The organism is Corynebacterium tuberculostearicum (genome assembly GCF_013408445.1).
Lineage (GTDB): Bacteria > Actinomycetota > Actinomycetes > Mycobacteriales > Mycobacteriaceae > Corynebacterium > Corynebacterium tuberculostearicum.
The window spans coordinates 1,544,706-1,561,582 of the sequence record NZ_JACBZL010000001.1 but is presented as its reverse complement, the minus strand read 5'-3'; the positions used below and the strand labels follow the sequence as shown (position 1 = coordinate 1,561,582).

The 16,877-nt window shown below is 59.6% G+C and carries 15 protein-coding genes; 5 read left to right on the top strand and 10 right to left on the bottom strand.

Annotated features, from left to right (window positions below; genetic code table 11):
- The first annotated feature begins 104 nt into the window (after window positions 1-104).
- The 3 genes from BJ985_RS07300 to BJ985_RS07290 are packed head-to-tail and all read left to right on the top strand — an operon-like array spanning window position 105 to window position 3,072.
- A complete protein-coding gene (locus BJ985_RS07300; RefSeq protein WP_179387063.1) occupies window positions 105-890 on the top strand; it encodes a phosphoadenylyl-sulfate reductase in 786 nt (261 codons plus the stop codon).
- Entirely contained in the window at window positions 890-1,789 is a 900-nt protein-coding gene (cysD, locus tag BJ985_RS07295) for a sulfate adenylyltransferase subunit CysD (RefSeq protein ID WP_086588811.1), read from the top strand. Before BJ985_RS07300 ends, cysD begins: the two co-directional genes overlap by 1 nt.
- On the top strand, window positions 1,789-3,072 hold the full coding sequence (locus BJ985_RS07290; protein ID WP_179387062.1) for a sulfate adenylyltransferase subunit 1: 1,284 nt from the start codon (window positions 1,789-1,791) through the stop codon (window positions 3,070-3,072). The genes cysD and BJ985_RS07290 overlap by 1 nt, the downstream gene beginning before the upstream one ends.
- Here the strand turns inward: BJ985_RS07290 and BJ985_RS07285 are convergent.
- From BJ985_RS07285 to BJ985_RS07270, 4 genes are all read right to left on the bottom strand, one after another.
- Entirely contained in the window at window positions 3,069-3,257 is a 189-nt protein-coding gene (locus BJ985_RS07285; RefSeq protein ID WP_179387061.1) for a hypothetical protein, read from the bottom strand. The genes BJ985_RS07290 and BJ985_RS07285 overlap by 4 nt on opposite strands.
- A 199-nt stretch (window positions 3,258-3,456) precedes the next feature.
- Window positions 3,457-4,158: an LppP/LprE family lipoprotein gene (locus BJ985_RS07280; protein WP_179387060.1), complete on the bottom strand. Its 702-nt coding sequence runs from the start codon at window positions 4,156-4,158 to the stop codon at window positions 3,457-3,459.
- Between the two features lie 102 nt (window positions 4,159-4,260).
- A complete protein-coding gene (locus tag BJ985_RS07275) occupies window positions 4,261-4,950 on the bottom strand; it encodes an LppP/LprE family lipoprotein (RefSeq protein WP_236587123.1) in 690 nt (229 codons plus the stop codon).
- Window positions 4,951-5,073: 123 nt separating this feature from the next.
- The gene (locus BJ985_RS07270; RefSeq protein ID WP_179387059.1) at window positions 5,074-5,667 is read right to left on the bottom strand and encodes a hypothetical protein; all 594 of its coding nucleotides are present in this window, start codon (window positions 5,665-5,667) and stop codon (window positions 5,074-5,076) included.
- A gap of 764 nt (window positions 5,668-6,431) precedes the next feature.
- On the opposite strand from BJ985_RS07270, the gene BJ985_RS07265 reads away from it, so the two are divergent.
- Window positions 6,432-7,415, top strand: coding sequence for a hypothetical protein (locus tag BJ985_RS07265; RefSeq protein WP_179387058.1), 984 nt, complete (start codon window positions 6,432-6,434; stop codon window positions 7,413-7,415).
- Window positions 7,416-7,438: 23 nt separating this feature from the next.
- Window positions 7,439-8,029 (top strand): nucleosidase, encoded by a 591-nt coding sequence (locus BJ985_RS07260; protein WP_179387057.1) that lies wholly within the window; start codon window positions 7,439-7,441, stop codon window positions 8,027-8,029.
- Here BJ985_RS07260 and BJ985_RS07255 read toward each other — a convergent pair.
- From BJ985_RS07255 to BJ985_RS07230, 6 genes are all read right to left on the bottom strand, one after another.
- A complete protein-coding gene (locus tag BJ985_RS07255) occupies window positions 8,026-8,553 on the bottom strand; it encodes a hypothetical protein (protein WP_179387056.1) in 528 nt (175 codons plus the stop codon). The genes BJ985_RS07260 and BJ985_RS07255 overlap by 4 nt on opposite strands.
- 204 nt (window positions 8,554-8,757) lie before the next feature.
- The gene (locus BJ985_RS07250; protein WP_179387055.1) at window positions 8,758-10,131 is read right to left on the bottom strand and encodes an AI-2E family transporter; all 1,374 of its coding nucleotides are present in this window, start codon (window positions 10,129-10,131) and stop codon (window positions 8,758-8,760) included.
- Between the two features lie 119 nt (window positions 10,132-10,250).
- Entirely contained in the window at window positions 10,251-13,694 is a 3,444-nt protein-coding gene (locus BJ985_RS07245; protein WP_179387054.1) for a bifunctional proline dehydrogenase/L-glutamate gamma-semialdehyde dehydrogenase, read from the bottom strand.
- A gap of 583 nt (window positions 13,695-14,277) precedes the next feature.
- Window positions 14,278-14,937 (bottom strand): response regulator transcription factor, encoded by a 660-nt coding sequence (locus BJ985_RS07240; protein ID WP_236587122.1) that lies wholly within the window; start codon window positions 14,935-14,937, stop codon window positions 14,278-14,280.
- Window positions 14,938-15,194: 257 nt separating this feature from the next.
- Window positions 15,195-16,385, bottom strand: coding sequence for a sensor histidine kinase (locus BJ985_RS07235; RefSeq protein WP_236587121.1), 1,191 nt, complete (start codon window positions 16,383-16,385; stop codon window positions 15,195-15,197).
- Between the two features lie 182 nt (window positions 16,386-16,567).
- A complete protein-coding gene (locus tag BJ985_RS07230) occupies window positions 16,568-16,744 on the bottom strand; it encodes a hypothetical protein (protein ID WP_179387052.1) in 177 nt (58 codons plus the stop codon).
- Between the last annotated feature and the right edge of the window lie 133 nt (window positions 16,745-16,877).

The window sequence follows — 16,877 nt, the reverse complement described above, 5'->3', positions numbered from 1 at the left end:
TGGTACGGATTGGAAACTTTTTATTCGCACCTCCCGCCAAGCTCAGCGGCTTTTCGCCCAGAATCCGCTGCGCCGCCTCGGGGTTTTGCCTAATGTGTGACGGCATGAACCCAACGACGAACCTGCTGGACGGTGGCAAGAACTACCGCGACCCCAGCATCTCCCCGGAAGGCACGCGCGATACCGCGCCGCTGGACGCCGAGGTAGCCGCGCGCAACCAGCAATTGGTGGACCAGTGGGCGGATAAGCTTTATGACGCCTCAGCGGAAACCATTACCGAATGGGCCGCCGAGCACGCACCCGGCCGCCTGGCCGTGACCATGTCCATGGAGAACACGGTCTTGGCCGAGCTCGCCCACCGCGCCGGGCTCGATGCAGACCTGCTTTTCATCGATACTGGCTGGCACTTCCAGGAAACACTGCAGGTAGCCGACGAGGTAGAAAAGCGCTACCCGGACCTGCCCCTTGTTCGCGTGCTGCCTTTGCTCAGCCCAGAAGAACAAGACGAGGTATACGGCCCGCGCCTCTACGCCCGCGATACCGCGGCCTATAACCGCATGCGCAAGGTCGAGCCGCTGAACATGGCCATGGATCCTTATGCCGGCTGGGTTACCGGATTGCGCCGCGCCGATTCCGAGCACCGCGCCACCGCCCCGGCGCTGAGTCTCGACCGCACCGGTCGGCTGAAGATCTCGCCCATCATTACCTGGGATCTAGACGATACGGACCGCTATATCGAGGACAACGACCTCATCATCCACCCACTCACCCTGCAGGGATACCGCTCCATCGGCTGCGCCCCGCTGACCTTCCCGGTTGGTGAAGGCGAAGATGCCCGGTCCGGGCGCGTATTTGCAGACGGCAAGACAGAATGCGGGTTACACGAATAATGAGCACACTTTCTCCACACCTAAAAGACCTAGAAAACGAGTCCATCCACATCCTGCGCGAGGTGGCTGGGCAGTTCGACAAGGTAGGCATCCTCTTTTCCGGCGGCAAGGACTCCGTCGTTGTCTTCGAGCTAGCCCGCCGCGCCTTCGCCCCGGCCACGGTGCCGTTTGAGCTGCTCCACGTCGATACCGGCCACAACTTCCCTGAGGTCATCGATTTCCGCGACCGCCTCGTGGAAGAATCCGGCGCTCGCCTCCACGTCGCCCGCGTCCAGGACTGGATCGACCGCGGCGACCTGCAAGAGCGCCCCGATGGCACCCGCAACCCGCTGCAGTCCGTGCCGCTGGTAGAGACCATCGCCGAGCGCGAGTATGACGCCGTATGCGGTGGCGCCCGCCGCGATGAGGAACGTGCCCGCGCCAAGGAACGCATCTTCTCCATCCGCGATTCCTTCGGCGGCTGGGATCCCCGCCGCCAGCGCCCCGAGCTGTGGGACCTTTACAACGGCGGCAAGATGGCCGGCGAAAACGTCCGCGTCTTCCCCATCTCCAACTGGACCGAGTCCGATATCTGGGAATACATCGGCGCCCGCGAACTAGAGCTGCCCTCCATCTACTACTCCCACGAGCGCGAGGTATTCAAGCGCAATGGCATGTGGCTAGCGCCTGGCGAATGGGGCGGCCCGGCCGAGGGCGAGGAGCTGGAAACCCGCACCGTGCGCTACCGCACCGTGGGCGATATGTCCTGCACCGGCGCCGTGGAATCTACCGCTTCGACCCCGGACGAGGTGCTCGCGGAGATCTCCATTTCCACCCTTTCCGAGCGCGGCGCCACCCGCGCCGATGACAAACTTTCCGAGTCCGCCATGGAGGACCGCAAGAAGGAAGGCTACTTCTGATGACCACGACCCTCGCGCCCAATGTTGGCGCCCTCAAGCAGCGCGATACCCTGCGCCTGTGCACTGCCGGCTCCGTTGATGACGGCAAGTCCACCTTCGTCGGCCGCCTGCTCTATGACACCAAGTCCGTGCTCGCGGACCAGGTCGAGTCCATGGAGCGCACCTCCACCGACCGCGGCTTCGACGGTATGGACCTTTCCTTGCTTGTCGACGGCCTGCGTGCCGAGCGCGAGCAGGGCATCACCATCGACGTGGCCTACCGCTACTTTGCCACGGATAAGCGCACCTTCATCCTCGCCGATACCCCCGGCCACGTGCAGTACACCCGCAATACGGTCACCGGCATGTCCACCTCCCAGGTGGTGGTGCTTCTTATCGACGCCCGCCATGGCGTTGTCGAACAAACCCGCCGCCACCTCAACGTGGCCGCCCTCCTCGGCGTGCGCCACGTGGTCCTCGCGGTGAACAAGATCGACCTGGTGGACTACGACGAGCAGGTCTTCCGCGATATCGAGTCCGAGTTCAACCAGATCGCCACCCGCCTGGGTATCACCGATACCACCGTGGTGCCGATTTCCGCCCTCAAGGGCGATAACGTGGTCGAGCGCTCCACCACTATGCCGTGGTATACCGGCCCGACCGTCCTCGAGGTTCTCGAGACCGTCCCCGTGGCCACCGGCCGCGCCGATGAGCTGGACTTCCGTTTCCCCATCCAGTACGTCATCCGCGAGCACGCCTCCGATTACCGCGGCTACGCCGGCCGCGTAAAGGCGGGCTCCATCTCCGTGGGCGACGAGGTCCGCCTCCCTGAAGGCCGCACCAGCACCATCACCCAGATTGACACCGCTGACGGCCCAGCCGACTCCGCCGCCACCGGTGACTCCGTGACGCTCCTGCTTGCCGACGACGTCGATCTCGCCCGCGGCGATCTCCTCACCGGCCCCCAGCGCCCCGCGGCCACTCGCGAATTCGACGCCACCGTTGTAGGCCTGACCGAAAAGGACATTAAGCCCGGCCAGATGCTCAAGCTGCGCTATGGCTCTTCCCTGGTTAAGGCCCGCGTTGCCGCTGTCACCCGCACCCTGGATCTCGATGGCGTTTCCGATGCCGAGGACCCCGAGTCCGTCGCCATGAACGACATCGCCCACATCACCATCCAGACCCAGGCCGAGCTCCCCGTCGAGGACTATGCCGCCCGCGGTGCGGTGGGCAATTTCCTGCTCATCGATCAATCCTCCGGCAACACCCTTGCCGCCGGCTTCGTAGGCCACCGCCTGCGCTAATCACCCTTTGCACCGCTGCTGCTACTCTCACCGCGCATCATTATGATGCCCGTGATGCCGAGCAGCAGCGGCGTGGAGATACCGAACACCGTAGGCCCTACTACGGTCAAGTTCACGATCAGCAGGATAACCGCCGCCACCAGCGCGAAAGCTCCGAACTTCTGCTGAAACGTCTTCTCGCTCATTCCTATCTCTCCTTCGGCTACGTTACGGCCACGATAACCGCCCCTGGCTCCCCGCGAAAGCCTAGAACGCGGCCATTTCTTGGCTTCCCGCACCCCCTTGATGCCCCACAGTCGCTTGGCGTCACGCAGCGCACAAAACAAGCACGTTTCGCCGCCTAACTGGTGAAATTTTAGCGAAACGTGCTTGTTTTACATCGAGCTATTGCATAGGCGGTACGTCGCCGGACATGACTACCTTTTGCGCACCTTCATCCCAGCGGAAGCCGGCTTGTGTTGTCCCCGATGCCTCAGCGTTGCCCTCACCTTCCTTTGGCCAGCGGTAGGTGACTGCAATCTCGGAATCATCCACTCGGCTGACCTTTGGCGAAAACCCGTATGCCTTTGCAGTGGCCGTTCCTAGGTATTCGCCATTGTGGAAAAGCAGGATGTGATATGGCGAGGAAGCGGTCGCTCCTTCAAGCGTGACGGTTATCCACGAAAGATCTGCGCACGGGTCAAAATTGGAGTCAAAAGGCCTCCACGGCCTATCAAGTCCTGGATATGGTTCGACCTGAGCGATTGCCTTTTCATAGGCACTCTCGTCATTGTCGGAGCTGCACTCAGAAGAGCCACCATTGTCTTGACCCCGGCTAGGTGCACTCTCGTCCTGCTTCTTCTCTGGAGGAGTTTCGACTACGGTAGTGGTCTTTTGTGCGGGCTTTTCTTCAGTATTTCCGTCGGCGGAAGAGGGAGCTTGATTCGCTTCTGGAGCGCTTTCCTTTGCAGCAGAGAAAGAAGGCGAATCTTCTGGATCCGCAGAATCACTTCCACAGGCTGTTAAGGAAAGGCAGAGAACACCGGCGCTAGCCACTGCTGCTGCGGAACGCAGTTGAAGCAAGAAATGGTCGAGGCTGTTGAGCATGGTCGAGTTTCCTTTCGCGGGACTATTAGCAGGAAGCCGAGTCAAACCCGACAATAGCAACAGCGCTGGCCAAGAAAAGCCGAAATGGCAATCCTAGATTCTTTATCCCGTTGGCGGTACGTCGCCGGACATGATGACCTTTTGCTGTCCTTCATCCCAGCGGAAGCCTGCGTTGGTTGTGCCTGAGCGGTTGGCATTGCCTTCACCTTCGCGCGGCCAGTGGTAGGTTACCGCGATCTCGGAATCACTCACGCGCTCAATAGTGGGGGCGAATCCATAGGGCTTTGCCGTTGCGGTGCCTAAGTATTCGCCGTGATTAAACAGCATGATGTGGAAAGGCGAAGAACTGGTTCCTCCCTCAATCATCAGGGTTTCCCACGATAGGGATGCGCAGGGGTCATAGCCGGAGGAGTCAAAGAGCTCCCATCCAATGGTGCCCCACGGAGCGACTTGGGATACTCCCTCAGTGAATGCTGTTTGGGCATCAGCTGCGCCACACGACGAAGTGGTGTCGGCTTCTGGACTCGGCTGCTCGTCATCCATCACGACGTTCGGTGGCACCGGCCGAGTAGGTTCTTCTTCCGTCGCAGCAGAGTCAGTGGGCGATTCTTCCGGCTTGGCATCGCTGTTTACTTCTGTAGTGGACAGTGTCGTCGACTCAACTGAAAACTCCTGTGCGGTTGTATCCGATGTTTCGTCATCGCAGGAAGCCAGGGAGAAACTAATGAGGGCGGCGCTCGCCGCAATGCTTATACGGCTAATTCGGCCTAGGTGGGCAGATGATTTAGGCATAAAATATTGCTTTCACATTGAGGCGGTAGATGAAAGGTCAAAGGGGCGCACGCTGCGTTGTAGCGGGGTAGGGAGTCAACGCAGCAGAAGGGGAGTGACAGGGAATTGAGCGCGGAATCTGGGTTAGCAGGGGTCAGAGAAATCCGCGTCGTTATTGAGGGAACGGGCATTGCCGCCGTACTTGGCCTTAAGCTCGCAGACCTTGTCCACGCTGTGGCCGGCTTCGTAGATGATGGCATAGATAGGGCCGCTTTCAGTGTGGCTGCGCAGGGAACTACATGCGCCGCCCCGGATGATCTTGGAGCCTGGGTACTTCTTGTGCACTCGGTAGGGCTCAGAAATCGGATCAGTTGCCGGCGGGATGATGACCGATTCCACGATGAGCACGTAGCTACCATCGCATTCGCCATACCAATAATCTTCGGGCGGAAATTCCTCCTCGGCGGTAATAGGCTTGTCGCGGACCTTGGGGGTTGGCGTTGCTTGAGAGTCGCAGAGTTGGAGCTGGTTGGTCAGCTCCCTCGGAGCGCCTGCCTTGTCCAACTTGCCCTTGTCGTAGCACTGATTGACGGAGTCTCCAGTCGTATTGTCAGGCCGGTACAACTTCCACTCATTATCGGTCCAATAGAAAAGTCCGTAATTCGAGGAATTCTTTTGCGCGAGGTACAGCCAGGTGCCGTCACAAAACAGCTGAAGCGTGTCACCAGGCGCGTCCATTTTGTTATTGGCTAGAGTTCCGCACTTCTCCTCTGCGGAAGGTCCAGGCCTAGAGCCCTTAACTTGTGTAGTCGCAGCTTTCTTCTCAGGCGTGGATTCTTTCTCAGAAGTCGCCCTTTCGGTGGTTTCCTCGCTGCTGTTTTCTTGAGAATGAAAATTCGGTTCAGCGCTGCTCGATTCATCAGAATCTTTGTTTCCCGTTAGTGCCCAGGTACCACCGCCAATAAGCGCAATGATGGCGAGGGTCGCAACGACAATAATGGCGGTGCGCGTGCCTTTGCCCGAAGATTCTGCGTTGGTTTCAGTACCGGAGTCCTGCATAGGGGATGCAGGTCCGTTCGAATCTGAATATGGGGTTGAGTCAGATGAACCCCAAGAATTCTTGTCGTTCAAAGGGGAGGCTCCTTTGTGCGCTGTCCAGAAAGAGAAATGCGAAAGAAAGGGAATGATTAAGAATCATTCCGCGTCATACTATAGGCATAAGAGTTGCAAGAATTCTCTCGAATGGGACTATGAAAGGGGTATTTGTAACGCGCTACTTTTCTTCGATGTAACTCGTAGGGATTAAGAACGTCATCAGCTGCGTGACCGAGAACCAACAGCGACGAAGTTGAGGAGTCCCAAAATCTCCTAGAAGGGCTTCTATCTGACGCCCTTTTCCGCGACAAGACTCCAATGAAGGACACCGGGTAAGACCAATGTCCGGCTTAATCCCAAGCATGACCAAGAATTAAATCCCCGATGAGGGGGAGAAAGGAGCCCTCGTGGGCCTAGACCGTAATCTCAACGCCGCGGAATTGCATGCGACCCGCAACCGAGTGAGCGTGTCCCCGGATCTCATCCGCCGCTTGGGCGGTGCGCTGGGATATCACGCCATCGAGGCTTTTGGCCCAGAGGCGCAGACGGAATTGAGCAAGGTCTTTGATTTGGGAGACATCATCGATTTGATGTTGCTGAGCCAGCTGCCGGAGCTGGAGGTCGCGCCGGGTGTGGAGCAGCAGGTAGAGGGGGACGTCGCTAAGCAGCTGCTGCGGCGCATCAGCGCGGGGGATTATCTGACGCGCCAGCAGGTGCACGACCGCCTGCCGCGGGCGACGGTGATGCTGTACCGCATGGGACATCCGCGCCTGTGGGCTTTTGCCGCCCGTCAGCGCCTGCCCCAGGACGCGGAACGGGCCGTGCCGGATTCCTTTCACCGTGATATCACCGGCCCGTACACCACTCCGGAGGAGGCGTGGCTGGGCATGTACGTGGCCGATGCCACGCGGCTTGGTGAGCTAAATACCCAGGTAGAAGATGCTGGCCTAGAGGAGGACCGGCAGCAGCGCCTGCGGTTGGGCATGAGCCTGGCCGATACATACCGCCAGGTGTGGAGTTCCGCGCGCGGCCATTGGCGCGTCAGCCCCCAGACGCGTTATATCGTGCCTTCGCGTTTTGGCTATTGCCCCTTTGTCTTCCGCGTGGCCGAGGGTGGGTGGCGCCGCGATTCCTTCGAAGGGAGCCACGACCGCTTCATGGCCACGGAGGGCTATTGGATCGACGTGGAGCGCGAACGGCTCATTCACCTCGGCGCGCCAGACCCGCACGACGCCTGGCTGCCTACGGCGCGGGTCGCGGCCGAAGCACCGACGGAAGAGGACCTGGCTGTCGCCCGAGTGCTCAGCGGGAAAATGATTGCGCTCGGCGCCGGACAGAAAAACATTACGATTCGCCTGCGCCAAAAGAACCGCACATTGAACTTTGACTAGGGCGGGCAGGTATTCTCGCAGGCATGGAGAATCTCAACGGACGCACCCTTTTCGTCGCCGCCGTGGATGCGGAAGCCGCCCACATTCCGGAAGGCGAACCCCTGCTCATCACCGGAATCGGAACGGTTCCGGCGGCCATTGCGCTGACGGAAGCTCTTGCCGACGCCCGCGCGAACGGCGCCCTTCCCGATCGCGTGGTTAACATCGGCACGGCCGGCGCGCTTGTCGACGGCATGGCCGGCGTCTTCGAAGTCAATAAGGTCACCAAGCATGACTTCAAGCTAGAAGTGCTTACCGATATCAACCGCTACCTGCTGCCAGAGGCCATCGAGCTAGGGACCTCCGGCCGCCTGCCGGTGCGCGGACTGGCCACGGGCGACATGTTTGTCTCCGATACCGCCCTGCGCACCGAGCTGGCCAAGAATTCGCAGCTGTGCGACATGGAAGGCTATTCCATCGCCGCAGTATGCCAGCGCTTCGATGTGCCCTGCACCCTGCTTAAGCAGGTGTCCGATTCCGCCAATGAGGAATCTAAGGGCACCTGGGCCAACGTGCTTGACCGTGGCGCGCGCCAGCTCGCCTCGGCCGCTACGGACCTAGGCTTTCTGCGCTAGAACTTGATACCGAACTGCGCAGCCATCTTGCGCAGCTGTGCTTCAGCCTGGCGGATCTGCGCTTCAAACTGCGCCTGCAGTTGAGCGATGGTCGGCAGGCCGAACTGCGAAGACAGCTGAGAGATCGGATCCTTGGCGCCAGCGCGCAGGCAGGCGTTCATATCATTGCGCTGAGTCTGCAGCTGACCGCGGAAAATCTTAATACGGTCGATGCGGCGCTGCTCGTCAGGGGTTACGCCATTGCGCTGGTAGGTAGCGATCTGCTTATTGGACCAACCGATGAGATCGTCGTGCTTGCTAATATTCCAGCGCATGTAATCATCGCTGAGGAAGTTCTTTTCTTTGTCTGGGCCCCACTCGATGGGCTGGCCGATCAGCTCCTCGGGAACTACGAATTCATCGTTCTCCGAAATTGCCCAGCAGCCGCCGTTCGCCCGCTCGAACGTATCTGCTTGTGCGGCAGGAACAGCGATGGACGATACTACGAGAGCGGCGGCGAGAGCGCCTGCAAATTGCTTACGCATGAATACTCCTTGATATGAAATAGAAAGAGAAATGGGCGTCTTCTTGGGCCCGTTGACAATGCTAATTTCACGGGAGGCGGCCGCAACTGCAAGCGGAGGAAATGTCTTGTGCGCAGCCCAATTGCACTCTTTTAGGGGTAAGTGTGTCGGGGAAAATAAAAGCGCGCCGGGGAGGGCCGGCGCGCTGCTAGTGGTGGCTGAGTCTTAGCTCAGCGGGCTCATGGACTGGTAGAGCTGCTCTACCTTGTCGCGTGGGGTCTCATCGTGTTCGTAGGTGAAGTCGCTGAAGTCTTCAGGATCGTCCTTGGAGCCGGTGATGATGTCTATATCGGAGGGCTCGACTTCGCCGGAGCGCAGCGCAGCCATTTCGGCGTGGTAGCGCACCACAACGGCGATGGTTGCGGCCACGGGGACGGCGAGGAAGGCGCCGACGATGCCCGCCAGGGTGGAGCCGACGGTCACGGAAAGCAGGACGACGGCGGCGTGCAGGCCCATTGCCTTGGACTGCAGCATCGGCTGGAGGACATTGCCTTCCACCTGCTGGACGATGATGATAAGTGCAAGCGCCAGCAGCGCGTTGGTCAGGCCATTGGAGACCAGCGCGATGATGATGGCGAGGGCACCAGCGGTGACCGCACCGATGATCGGGATGAAGCTGGCGAAGAACGTCACCACGGCGATGACGAGCGCGAGCGGAACTTGCAGCACCCACAGGCCAAGGCCGATGAGGACTGCGTCCACCATGGCCACCGCGGCCTGCGCCTGGATAAAGCCGGACAGGGTCTTCCAGATGCGCGCCCCCAGCTCGGTGATGTGCCAGCCGGTGGAATTGCCGGTGTACTTGCGCAGCCACGGCAGGAACTTGTCGCCGTCTTTAATGATGAAGAAGGTGACAAAGAGCATGATCAGCGCGGCCACGACGATGGAGCTGGCCATCGAGAAACCAGAGATAACGCCGGTGGCGATGGTAGAGGCTTGGCCCTTGGCAAACTTAACCACGTCTTCGAGCACGGACTGTAGCTGGTCGCTTTGGATATCGATGGGGGACTTTTCCACCATCTCCGTGATTTGGTTGATGCCGTCTTCGGCCTGATTAATGAGCGTTTGGCTTTGACTCGTGACTACGGGCGCCATGGCGGCAAAGACTCCGCAGAAGACAATGATGAGGCCGAGCAAGGTGCTTACCGCCGCGAGCGAGCGCGGGAATCCCTTACTGCGCAGCCACGCGCTGATGGGGTAGAGCACCGTGGAGACGAGGACGGCGAGCAAGACCGGCAGCAGGCCTACCCAAATGAACTTGAGCAGGTAGCCGGCCAGCGCTAGGCCGGCGACGATGAGGATGAAGACTACCGAGACCTTGGCCATGGTGCGGAAATCCTTGGCCAAGACGGCGGATTTATCGTCGCGCTCGGCAGGGTGCTCGCTGGCAGCCTCTGCACCAAGGTGCGCATCATCATAAGCGACGAGGGTATGCGAATCTTCCTCGCCCGGCTTTTGGATCTGTGTTGCGTTGCCTTTTTCCTGCGCAGACGGGCGCTTGGCCTCGTCGCGGGAAGACGAATTATGTGACGTAGACATTGTCTACCACTATGCCACATAAAACTCGCAGCGCATATACGAAAAAGGAGGTAGCGGCCCACGGGCGGGGCGCTACCTCCCTTCAGTACCTTTAACGCGTCCGCTGACGCGGCCGAGAATTACTCGTCACGCAGGTTACCTACGTTGCGGATAATGCCGAAGCGGTGCATGGTAACCGAAACTGCCTGCTCAAGCAGGTAAGGCATGAGCTCACGGCGGCCGTCGGCAAGCACGGGCTGGTCCAGCACCACGGAGTTGGAGCGCACCGCGGCCTCGTAGATGGAATCCGGCACGGTGCCTAGGGCGCGCACGCGGGAGGAGGCGTCATTGGCCACGTCGGTAGCAAAAGCCTCGTCGGTGATGGCCTTGACGTCGAAGCCGAGGTCCTGCAGCTGGGTGGCAACCTCCGGGGTGGCGGAGATTTCCGTGGCGGTGCCGGTAATTGCGGCGGCCAGCACCTGGCGAGCAACCTCGCGCAGCTCGTAGCCTTCGCCCACGCGCACGCGCAGCTTGGTCAAAAGCGGGCGGTAGCGGAAGATATTGGCCTCAGAGACCAGGCCGGTGCGGTCGTGGTTGCGGCCAAACTCTTCCTGCCACGCCACCTGGTCCAGCTCCGCGGCGCGCCACAGCCAGGTGATGTCCTCCTCGGTGAGCTTGCCAGAGAGGTTATCGCGCAGGCGGTGCAGCGCGGCGAGGCTTGCTGGGGCGATATCCACGTTGCGCGGCTTGAGCTCGCCATCGGCCCACTCACCCATCTGTGCCACGTAGTTCGGGCCGCCAGCCTTGGCGCCCGGTCCCATGACGGACTTCTTCCAACCGCCGAAGGACTGGCGCTGGACAATCGCGCCGGTAATGCCGCGGTTGACGTAGGCATTGCCCACCTCAACGTTGTCGATCCAGTACTCAATTTCGGCGTCGTCAAGCGAGTGAATGCCGCCGGTCAGGCCATAGCCGGTGTCATTTTGCCAGGCAATAGCCTCTTCCAAGGTATCGGCGTACATGATGCCCAGGACGGGGCCGAAGCACTCGTTCTTGTGGTACCAAGAGCCCGGCTGCACATTATCGCGGATGCCCGGGGACCACAGGGTGCCTTCCTGGTTGAGCTTTTCCGGCTTGAGCAGCCACTTCTCGCCCGGCTCGAGCTGGGTCAAACCGCGCAGGAGCTTCTCGCTCGGCTCTTCCGCTAGGCCGTTCATGGTGGTGGTGATATCGAAGCCCGGGCCCGGCTTAAGGGTCTTGACCGCGTCCAGCAGCTGGGTGCGCAGGCGCTCGGACTTGCCGGCCGCGCCGACGAAGATAACCAGGGAGGCCGCCGAACACTTCTGGCCGGAGTGGCCAAAGGCGGAGTTGTAGAGGTCATCGATGGCCAGATCCGGGTCCGCGGCTGGGGTGATGATGAGCGCGTTCTTGCCGGAAGTCTCCGCCATAATGTTCATCTTCGGCTTCCAAGAACGGAAGAGCGCGCCGGTATCGGAGGCGCCGGTGAGGATGACATTGTCCACGTCATCGTGAGAGAGCAGGGCCTTGCCGGCCGCGGCTTCATCAGTCAGCACCAGCTGCACCAGGTCCGGATCTAGGCCCTGTGCCTCGAGGGCGGTGCGGAAGGCCTCCACCACGAGCTTGCCGCAGTGAACCACCTGCGGTGCAGGCTTGACGATGACCGCCGAGCCCGCCGCCAAGGATGCCGCAATGCCGCCAGTCGGGATGGCAATGGGGAAGTTCCACGGTGGGGTTACCACGGTGACGGTGTGCGGGGTGAACTCGGAGTAGGACTCCTCCAGCAGGCGCGCGGACTGGCCGTAGTAGGTGCAGAAGTCAATCGCCTCAGAGACCTCAGGGTCGGTCTGGGTAACAGTCTTATTGGCCTCATACGCAGCCACGGAGATGAACTTGCCGCGCTGGGACGCAATCTGATCTGCCACGGCCTCTAGTGCGGCGGCGCGCTCGGCGGCAGGGCGCTTGCCCCACTCGGTGCCCAGCTCCTTGGCGCGAGCGATGTGACCTTCGACCGCGGCAGGGTCGGTAACCTCCGCGATGCCGTGCTCGCCCGGATTGCGCTTGAGCGCTTCCTGCGCCCACTGGCGGTTCGGGGCGAGAGCCGGGTCAGTATCGGCCTCGTTGGTAAAGCGGCCGGTGCGCGGTGCCTGGCGGCCGTCCTCCTCGAGGCGGTTCTGGGTGCGACGGGCGCCAGCGAAGGTGTCCCAGCGCTTGGCGACGGCCCGACGGAACGTCTCTTCCTGGTCCGCCAGCGGCTCCTCGCCTGGGGCAAAGAGGGCGTAGAGGAAGTTCTGCGGCGCGGAGTTCTCCTCCAAGCGGCGTACCAGGTAGGACACGGCGACGTCGAAGTCTTCTGCGTGGACAACCGGGGTATAGAGGATCTGGCGGCCGTCAAAGACCTTGCGCACCGCTGCCTGCTGTGCTGGGGACATGCCCTGCAGCATCTCCGAATCCATCATGTGCAGCACGCCGCGCTTCTTGCCCAGCTCGTAGGCCATTGCGGCGGTGTAGAGGTTGTGGGTTGCTACACCGATGCGGATGCTGCCGGCGTACTCCTCGCGCAGGATGAAATCCAGCAGGCGGTAGTAGTTAGCGTCTACGTCGAGCTTGTTGGTGTAGGTAGCCAGCGGCCAATCGTGGACCTCGCTCTGCACGTTTTCCATGGACAGGTTCGCGCCCTTCACGATGCGCACCTTGACCTTGCCGCCGCCCTTAGCCACGCGCTCCTTAGCAAAGTCAGCGATATCCTTGAGCGCATCAAAGGTATCGGGCAGGTAAGCCTGCAGCACGATGCCGGCATCCAGAGTGAGGAATTCCGGCTCGCTGAGCAGCTCCTTGAACAGGCGGATGGTCAGGTGGAGGTCGTGGTATTCCTCCATGTCCATGTTGATAAAGACCTTGTCGGTGCGGTCGGCCGCAGCCTGGTACAGCGGGCGCAGGCGCTCCTTGAGGCGCTCTACCGAGCCATCGATATCCCAGTGGTTAAGCTGGGCCACCATGGAGGAAGCCTTGACCGAAACGTAGGTTACGCGTGGGTTCCGGATGAGCTTGAGGGTGCGCTCCGCGCGGGACTTCGCCTCTTCCTCACCGAGCACGGCCTCACCCAGCAGGTTGAGGTTGAGCTGTTCGCCGGATTCGGCGGCCTTGTCCAGGATCTTGTTGAGAGCATCAGACTCGGCGTCCAGAACCAGGTGGCCAACCATCTTGCGCATGTACAGGCGGGCAACCGGCATGACCAGGTTCGGCAGGATGGGGCCGAAGAAACCACCGGCGCCAACGAGCGCACCATTGATGCTGCCGAGGAACGACGGGTCATAGTGGGAGGAAATATCCTTCAGCGCATGCGCGGCAACCTTGTCATCTTCTGGGCGCATGACGCGGTCGACGAAGTCCATGGTGAATTTCACGCCGTCCTCATCGCGCAGCAGGTCCGCGAGCTGTTCAGTGGCCTTATCTTCTTCGTCCGCAGTGGACTTCAACCAGTCGTGGGCGCGGTTGATAGCTGCGGGCAGGACTGCTTCCACATCATCAGAGATGGGCAAGCGGGTATTTGCAGGAGAAGTCATATGGGTTCTACCTCTATTTCAAACGGGTCACATCCCCTTAACCGCTAGCAGTATTCGTGCCGGACAGTGGGCTGCCGGGCGATACGGGCGGCTGGGACGTAAGCGGTGAGCTATGTGGTGCTGCAGGGCTGCAGTCGGGTGAGGAGCGAACACGCGGGTGCGCGCGACGCAATGTGAGGGTCGCAGGGATTCAAGATGAAGTGCGATGTTCAGCGGGCCATTATGCGGGCCGAATGCGGACGGGAGGCCTATCGCTGCTGCGACGAACGCGCGCCAAGTTGGTGTTCAACACTCACCTGCTTTCTATGACGTGGCTATGGGTGGGCAGAGGAAGAAACGCGAGCGGCTTAGCGCCCTGACGTGCGGCAACCTTGCAGGTTCAGGCTGCGATTGTTGCCTAGGAAATACTGTGAACTTTGGTGTTGTCGTAATTATAGGGAAGCACCAAACGTGATGCTAGTCTCCTTTGTAAAACGGTATACGGGGGTAGAAAAACAAAAAATAAACCCCAGCATGTGGGGTTTAGAGGGGGTATTGACGCATCCGGGGGTAGTCCACCCCCGGATTGTCCAACAATCGGATTTTAAGAACCGTAGCCGGCCTTGAGTGCCTTCACCGCCAGCTCGAGGCGGGACTTAGCGTGGAATTCACTGAGCAGGGTGGACACATATTTCTTCACTGTGCCCGGTGCATAGTGTGTGCTCTTGGCAATCTCTTCATTGGACTTGCCTTGGCAGACCAGGTCCAAGACCTGCTCTAAAGCAGGCGAGATGTGGTGGGTGTCCTTAATCTTCGCGGTCGCTGCTGCCGCATCGGCGCTGGTTCCCTCAGCGTTCCAATCAGGAAGCTGCTCAAACAAGCGGGTAAGCGACTGTGGGGTGACAACCGTGCCGCCGCGTACAGCCTCACGCACAGTATCCAAAATGTAGACCGGCTTGGAGCTTTTCAGAATATAAGCCGCAGCCTTATTGGCCATGACCTCTTTGAGGGTCTCATCATTGTCCATTGCGGTCATGGCGACGAAGACTGGTGGGTCTTCCAGCTTGTTGACCTCACGCAAGAGGGTAGTGCCATCCATCTCGGGCATATGGATGTCCGCGACAATGACGTCAAAGTCCTGCTCTTGCAAAAGCGCGAGAGCGACCTTGCCATTTTCTGCGGTGGCGCGCACCTCCATGTCCTCAGCCGAGGCAAAATAGCGCCCCAAGGCCTCAAGGACAAGTGGGTCGTCATCGACGACCAAGAGGGATGTTTTTACCTCCCGCACCATGGTGCAGGGCAGCCGAAAGCGATATCAACAGGAGATTCGTATTTCGTAGTTTGCGGCAGCTCGCCGGGTGTAAGGCCAGCGCCGAAGATGGAAGAAGACAACATCAGTGGGGCGAGAAAGCTAGCGAGTGCGGCCTGCATGAGGGCGCTCCTTTTTAAAGATTTGTATTTGCCAGAAACAAGCGACAGCTTAGTGCAAGAATTAAACGCTTGCTATACAACGTGGTGGAACTAACGCCGCTTATGGAGACTGGGGGGCAGAGAAAGAGTCAACTCCCATCTTTCCGATTCCAAGTTTGTCTCTAAGCGTGCGTCGATCGTAGCAGCGATCCGAGTCATCGAGGACATTCCAATACCGGAGGACATATCGGTGGTCTTGCTCGTGGGTTTTGCAATGGGATTTGTAATGGTTACGACAGTCCAACCCACATGCGGGCGGACAGAAATCGTAATTTCTGCGCCCGGAGGTGAATACTTCACGGCGTTAAGGCATGCTTCCGTAGTGATAGCCGCGATGGGGTCGAGGATCTCCTGTGGGAATTCCGGCGCAAACTCCTCACCGCGTACTTCTACTACGGGCGCCCGGTTGAGGCGCTGAAGGCGCTCTTCTTCCTCTGAGATGAGTTGAGCAAAACTCGTGGGTTTTGTCGTGGTGCCAAAACTCATGCCATCGTTTACCCCATCAATGTTGTTGCGCAGGACCTTTGTTAGTGCGCGAACCTCGGACATTGATGAGCGCATGGAATCACTGAGTGCATCGAGCTTTCGGACTAGCTCCGGCTGTTTGGAGTATTCAAGGCTGAGAGCCTCCAACTGCATCGTATTTACGGTCAGATTAGAAACTACCGAGTTGTGCAAGGTTTCAGCGAGATCAGATTGACGACGCTTCACGTCATCGTTCCACTCCATCATTGCGGATCTGTAGCGATCAGCTGAATGCGCGAATATTGCTCCAATAACGCCGCCGACTCCAATAAGCATTCCCCACGTAAGGGCTGGTGCAGGATGCAAGCTTAATGTGAGCTCCACAGGATCGACTAGTCCACAAAGCCACAGAACCAAACCTATTGCGATCGTGCGTATGTGCTTTCCGTGATACGCCACTACTGCAAGAAACACAGGAGCGAGAAATATTGAGCTAACAAGAGGGGTTCTGGCGAGAAGCGTGGCGATCGCCCAAGTGATGACGAACGCGGCGCTCATGCTCAACGGCCAGCGGTAAGCAGACGTCGCAATGGCTGTAAGGGCCAGTCCCAAGACTGCGGCGGACAATTGATATTCAGTGGAGGTAAGGAATGCGCCAAGTAGTGTCAGTGCTACACAAATCACCGCAGTTAAAGCGGCTGTTCGCTGCAGGGTCATGGCCGCGCGGATGCGTTGGTGAAGGGGCGGCTGTGAAGGTTTCGACACGGTGCTGTCCACGCTTCCTGGATGCTAAGGCTCAATGGGTTTTATCTCCCTAGTGTAGGTACAGCGAACGTGAAACAGTGATTGAAAACAGCGAAACCCCGCACCTTCGTGCGCGGTTCCTTGTGGTGGGTTCCGAGCGGAGGAAGAAGGTGAGGGGGTTTAGCTGGTCTTCATGAAGGAGTACAGAAGGCTAATTACTTAGCTTCTGCAGCAGCCTCTGCGTCATCCTTGGAGGACAGGCCCTCGAATACGGAGGACAGGCCCTCGGAGTCGGTGTTGGACTCGGAGGAAGCCTCGATGAGGCCCTTGATGCCCTTGATGAGTGCCTCGAAGTCGATGGCGGAGCTGAGGTCTGCGAGGGTATCGAACATATACATTCCTTTCGGATCGGCGGAGTAAAACTACAATCTCTCTCTGGGGTAGCAGCTCTTAACTGCTGTGATTCCTAGTATGCGGTAGCAGGGGCGGGCTGCCAATCCTCTTTTGGATCCTTTCTGAGGTGAC

What these genes read in the sequence shown, in the direction of transcription:
- BJ985_RS07275 (WP_236587123.1), bottom strand. Translation starts at nt 4,950, where the DNA reads ATGCCTAAATCATCTGCCCACCTAGGCCGAATTAGCCGTATAAGCATT.
- BJ985_RS07270 (WP_179387059.1), bottom strand. Translation starts at nt 5,667, where the DNA reads ATGGACGCGCCTGGTGACACGCTTCAGCTGTTTTGTGACGGCACCTGG.
- BJ985_RS07285 (WP_179387061.1), bottom strand. Translation starts at nt 3,257, where the DNA reads ATGAGCGAGAAGACGTTTCAGCAGAAGTTCGGAGCTTTCGCGCTGGTG.
- BJ985_RS07245 (WP_179387054.1), bottom strand. Translation starts at nt 13,694, where the DNA reads ATGACTTCTCCTGCAAATACCCGCTTGCCCATCTCTGATGATGTGGAA.
- BJ985_RS07255 (WP_179387056.1), bottom strand. Translation starts at nt 8,553, where the DNA reads ATGCGTAAGCAATTTGCAGGCGCTCTCGCCGCCGCTCTCGTAGTATCG.
- BJ985_RS07280 (WP_179387060.1), bottom strand. Translation starts at nt 4,158, where the DNA reads ATGCTCAACAGCCTCGACCATTTCTTGCTTCAACTGCGTTCCGCAGCA.
- BJ985_RS07300 (WP_179387063.1), top strand. Translation starts at nt 105, where the DNA reads ATGAACCCAACGACGAACCTGCTGGACGGTGGCAAGAACTACCGCGAC.
- BJ985_RS07230 (WP_179387052.1), bottom strand. Translation starts at nt 16,744, where the DNA reads ATGTTCGATACCCTCGCAGACCTCAGCTCCGCCATCGACTTCGAGGCA.
- BJ985_RS07260 (WP_179387057.1), top strand. Translation starts at nt 7,439, where the DNA reads ATGGAGAATCTCAACGGACGCACCCTTTTCGTCGCCGCCGTGGATGCG.
- cysD (WP_086588811.1), top strand. Translation starts at nt 890, where the DNA reads ATGAGCACACTTTCTCCACACCTAAAAGACCTAGAAAACGAGTCCATC.
- BJ985_RS07290 (WP_179387062.1), top strand. Translation starts at nt 1,789, where the DNA reads ATGACCACGACCCTCGCGCCCAATGTTGGCGCCCTCAAGCAGCGCGAT.
- BJ985_RS07250 (WP_179387055.1), bottom strand. Translation starts at nt 10,131, where the DNA reads ATGTCTACGTCACATAATTCGTCTTCCCGCGACGAGGCCAAGCGCCCG.